Below are 4,764 nucleotides of genomic sequence, written 5' to 3'. Positions count from 1 at the left end.
TCTAACAGGTGTAGGAGGTGTGGATGAGATGAAGCAAGTGCGTCTAATTAAAAAAGCACAAAAAGGGAATGTCCCGGCATTTGCCCAGCGGCGGGGTGAGCTTGTGCAGCTCGGGCATGCCGTTGGCGCGCGGGCCCTGGAAGCGGACCACGACGACCACGTCGCGGTCGAGCTCGCCTGCCTTGAACGCGTCCTGCACCTGCTGCTGGTCGCTGAACACGCGGCAGGGGGCCTCGATCGTCCACCGGTCGCGCTCGACCGCGCTGACCTTGATGCACGCGCGGCCGAGATTGCCCGAGAGGATGCGGAAGCCGCCTTCGGGCGAGAAGGGCGCGTCGATCGTGCGCAGGATGGTGTCGTCGCCGCTCTGCTCGGGGTGATCGACCCAGACGAGCTTGTCGTCCTCGAGCACCGGGCGCTTCACATAGTCGGCGAGGCTGCCGCCTGCGACCGTCAGCGTATCGCCGTGCAGGATGCCGCCCTTGAGCAGCTCGCGGATCACGAAGGTCGGGCCGCCGGCATCCTCGAAGCCGTTCACATCGGCCGAGCCGTTGGGATAGACGCGCGCGAGCAGCGGCACGACGCGCGACAGGCGGTCGAAATCCTCCCAGTCGATCAGCACCCCGGCGCAGCGCGCGATCGCGGGCAGGTGGATCAGATGGTTGGTCGATCCGCCGGTGGCGAGCAGCACCACCGCCGCGTTGACGATCGCGCGCTCGTCGACGATCTCGCCGATCGGGCGATAGTCGTTGCCGTCCCAGCCGATCTCGGGGAGGCGCTGCACCGCGGCGCGGGTCAGTTCCTGGCGCAGCTTGGTCAGCGGGTTGGCGAAGGCGGCGCCGGGCATGTGCAGGCCCATCGCCTCCACCATCATCTGGTTGGAGTTGGCGGTGCCGTAGAAGGTGCAGGTGCCCTTGCCGTGATAGGCGGCGATCTCGGATTCGAGCAGCTCCTCGCGGCTCGCCTTGCCCTCGGCATAGAGCTCGCGGACGCGCGCCTTCTCCTTGTTGGCGATGCCGGTGCGCATCGCGCCGCCCGGGATCAGCACCATCGGGAGATGGCCGAAGCGCAGCGCGCCCATCAGCAGCCCGGGGACGATCTTGTCGCAGATGCCGAGCAAAGCGGCGCCCTCGAAGGTGTTGTGGCTGAGCGCGACGGCGGTGGCGAGGGCGATGGTGTCGCGGCTGAACAGCGACAGCTCCATCCCGGCATAGCCCTGAGTCACGCCGTCGCACATCGCCGGGACGCCGCCGGCGACCTGCGCGGTGGCACCGGCTTCGAGCGCCCAGATCTTCATCTGCTCGGGATAGCGGTAATAGGGCGCGTGCGCGGAAAGCATGTCGTTGTACGCGGTGACGATGCCGATATTCATCCGGTTGGCCGGCTTCATCACGTCGCGCTGCTCGTCCGTCCCGGCATAGGCATGGGCGAGGTTGGCGCAGCCGAGCCGCCCGCGCGTGCTGCTGCCGGCCTCGCGCTGCGCGACCATCAGCGCGTTGTAGGCGTCGCGGCGCTTCCCGGACCGTTCGATGATGCGATCGGTGACTGCGGCGACTTCGGGGTGGAGATTGGTCATGACTCGTGCCTTCGCACATGCTGCCCGTCATTCCCGCGAAGGCGGGAATCCATTGCCGCAGCCGGTGCGGCTCCTTCGATACGCCAGCCCGAATGGATCCCCGCCTTCGCGGGGATGACGAGGTGGGGGAGGGTGGCGATCGGCGACATCAGCCTTCCAGCCAATGCACGTCGACCGGCAGCTCGGTCTCGGCGAGGATGCGGCCGATCGGGTAGGACGAGGACGCGCCCTGCTTGATCGCGGCTTCGAGCACCTTGCGCTTCTCCGCGCCGGTGATCGCGACCATCAGCGACTTGGCGTTGGCGATCGCGCCGCCGGAAAGGGTGACGCGGGCGACCGGAGCCTCGGGCGGCAGCGGATCGGGCATCACGCCGAGCGCGCGGCGCTCCTTGGGGCCGTTGAGCGCCTCGTCGAGATCGGGGCCGGGGAAGATCGACGCGGTGTGCCCGTCCGCGCCCATGCCGAGCAGGACGAGGTCGAGCGGCCAGTGGAAGTCGGCGAGGCGCGCATCGGCGGCGCGGCCGGCCGCCTTGTAGTCATCCGCCTTCTCGCTGACGAGCGGGATGACGCGCGCGCCCTTGGGAATGAACGCCTTGCCGAGACCCGTGACGTTGGACATTGGATCGCCGAGCGGGACGATGCGGTCGTCGGTCGGGACGATCGTGACGCGCTTCCAGTCGATCTTGGCGGCGGCGAGCTTCTCATAGACCGGGGCGGGGGTGCGCCCGCCCGCCAGCGCGATCACCGCGCCGCCGCGCGCATCGATCGCGCTCTCGATGATGAAGCCGATGTCGCCGGCGAGGGCGTCGCTCCATTCATCGCTTTCCTCATATTCCCACCATTCGATTTCTTCGGCCATTTCAGTTGTTCTCCGGTGGGATGTGGATTTCAAATCCTCCCCCGGAGGGGGAGGGGGACCGCGAAGCGGTGGAGGGGTAGTCGCCACAAGCGATGTCGCGAGCGGAGAATACCCCTCCGTCATCGCTGCGCGATGCCACCTCCCCCTCCGGGGGAGGAATGGTCAGGGCCATCACTCGTTCCACGTCACGCCATCTCGTTCCGTCAATGCGATGGCCGCAGAGGGGCCCCAGGTACCTGCGGCATAGGGCTTGGGCTTGACGTCGGCCTGGTCCCAGCCGGCGCGGATCGCGTCGATCCAGGTCCATTGCGCCTCCACCTCGTCGCGGCGCACGAACAAGGTAGGATCGCCCTCGAGCAAGTCCAGCAGCAGGCGCTCATAGGCGATGCGGCGGCGGGTGCCGGCGAACTCGTGCTCGAGGCTGAGATTGAGCGGCACCTCGCGCAGGCGCACCCCCTCGCGATCGAGGCCCGGTTCCTTGGCCATGACGAGGAGGCGGACATATTCCTCGGGCTGGATGCGTATGATGAGGGTATTCGACTGGAGCACGCCGCCGCGCTCGGCGAAGATCGAATGCGGCACGGGCTTGAACTGGACGACGATCTCGGAGCGGCGCTCGGTCATGCGCTTGCCGGTGCGCAGGTAGAAGGGCACGCCCTGCCAGCGCCAATTGTCGACATGCGCCTTGATCGCGACGAAGGTCTCGGTCTTCGAGGCCTTCTCGAGCTCCTCGGCATAGCCGGCGACGATCTTCCCGGTCGACGCGCCGCCGGTATATTGCCCGGTGACGGTGAGGTTGGCGGCTTCCTGCCCCGCGATGGGGCGCAGCGAGCGCAGCACCTTGACCTTCTCGTCGCGGATCGAGGTGCCGTCGAAACGGGCAGGGGGCTCCATCGCGATCAGCGCGAGCAGCTGGAGGATATGGTTCTGGACCATGTCGCGCAGCGCGCCGACCTCGTCATAATAGCCCGCGCGGCCCTCGAGCCCGACGGTCTCCGAGACGGTGATCTGGACGTGGTCGATCCCGGCGGCGTTCCAGATCGGCTCGAACAGCGAATTGCCGAAGCGCAGCGCGAGGATGTTCTGCACCGTCTCCTTGCCGAGATAATGGTCGATGCGGAAGGTGCGGTCCTCGGGGAAGACCGACGCCACGGCGTCGTTGATCTCGCGGCTGGAGGGGAGGTCGGTGCCGAGCGGCTTTTCGAGGCCGATGCGCACGTTGCTGCCCGCGAGACCGGCCGAGGCGAGGCCCTTGATCGTCGGCTCGAAGAACTTCGGCGCGGTCGACAGGAAGATGGCGAGTCCGCCGGAGATATCGCCGAGCTTGTCGGCAAGCGCCGAATAGCCCGCGATATCGGCGGCATCGAGCGCCTGGTACTGCAGCCGCTCGAGGAAAGCGGCGATCGCTTCCTTGTTCTTGCGATCCTCGGGCAGGTGCGTGTCGAGCGCCTTGGCGGCGAACTCGCGGAATTCGGCATCTGACAGCGTTGACCGTGCGGTCCCCGTGATCGTCAGGCCGGCGGGGAGCAGGCCGTCCGCATGGAGGCCGTAGAGCGACGGAATCAGCATGCGCTGCGAGAGATCCCCGGTGGCTCCGAAGAGCAGCAGCTTGCCGAATGGCTGTCGCATCGATCCTCCCAATGTCTTGCGGGCTCCCCCTAGCAGCGGATGCGCGCGATGCGAAGCGCGCATACCTATTCGCTGCTAAAGCACCAGCCCCGCGGTCTGGTCGAACCCGGCCATGATGTTGAGATTCTGCACGGCCGCGCCGCCCGCGCCCTTGCCGAGATTGTCGAGCGTCGCGACGAGCCGCGCCTGGCCGCGCTCGGCATTGCCGAACACCCGGATCGTCAGGCGATCGGTGCCGGCGTCGTCTTCGATGCGAACCAGCGACACGTCGTCGGCAGGCAGCACGCGGACGATCGGCGAATCGCGATAGGCGTCGGCCAGCGCCGCCTCGATCTGAGCCGGCGAAGGCTTGCGCGGCAGCGCCTGGAGCGGCAGCGGCACCTCGATCAGCATGCCGCGATAGGCGCGCGCGACCGCGGGCTGGAAGATCGGGGCGTGATCGATGCGCGCGTGCTTCTGCATCTCGGGCAGATGCTTGTGCTCGAGATTGAGGCCATAGGCGCGGTAGCCGGTAGTGTCGCCACCGTCCTCGAACTCGGCGATCATCGACTTGCCGCCGCCCGAATAGCCCGATGCGCCGCCCGCGGTGAGCACCCAGTCCGGCGGGATAAGGCCGGCGCGGACCAGCGGGCGCACCAGCGCGAGGAAGCCGGTCGGCCAGCATCCCGGATTGCTGACATGGCGCGCTTCGGCGATCGCC

The 4,764-nt window shown here is 67.7% G+C and carries 4 protein-coding genes; all 4 read right to left on the bottom strand.

The features are described from left to right. Nucleotides 1–43: 43 nt before the first annotated feature. Nucleotides 44–1,576: a phosphogluconate dehydratase gene (gene edd / locus ABDV68_RS18370; protein ID WP_343521543.1), complete on the bottom strand. Its 1,533-nt coding sequence runs from the start codon at nucleotides 1,574–1,576 to the stop codon at nucleotides 44–46. Nucleotides 1,577–1,724: 148 nt separating this feature from the next. Beyond that, complete coding sequence (gene pgl, locus ABDV68_RS18365) at nucleotides 1,725–2,435, bottom strand: 6-phosphogluconolactonase (protein ID WP_343521542.1); 711 nt, start codon at nucleotides 2,433–2,435, stop codon at nucleotides 1,725–1,727. A gap of 171 nt (nucleotides 2,436–2,606) precedes the next feature. Next, nucleotides 2,607–4,064, bottom strand: coding sequence for a glucose-6-phosphate dehydrogenase (zwf, locus tag ABDV68_RS18360; RefSeq protein ID WP_343521541.1), 1,458 nt, complete (start codon nucleotides 4,062–4,064; stop codon nucleotides 2,607–2,609). A gap of 75 nt (nucleotides 4,065–4,139) precedes the next feature. Further along, a partial coding sequence (locus ABDV68_RS18355) for an N-acetyl-gamma-glutamyl-phosphate reductase (protein WP_343521540.1) occupies nucleotides 4,140–4,764 on the bottom strand: 625 nt, incomplete at its 5' end.

The sequence above is a fragment of the Sphingomonas sp. genome, from assembly GCF_039595165.1.
Taxonomy (GTDB): Bacteria; Pseudomonadota; Alphaproteobacteria; order Sphingomonadales; family Sphingomonadaceae; genus Sphingomonas.
The sequence above is the reverse complement of the archived record's forward strand: the minus strand, read 5'-3'. Positions and strand labels throughout refer to the sequence as shown.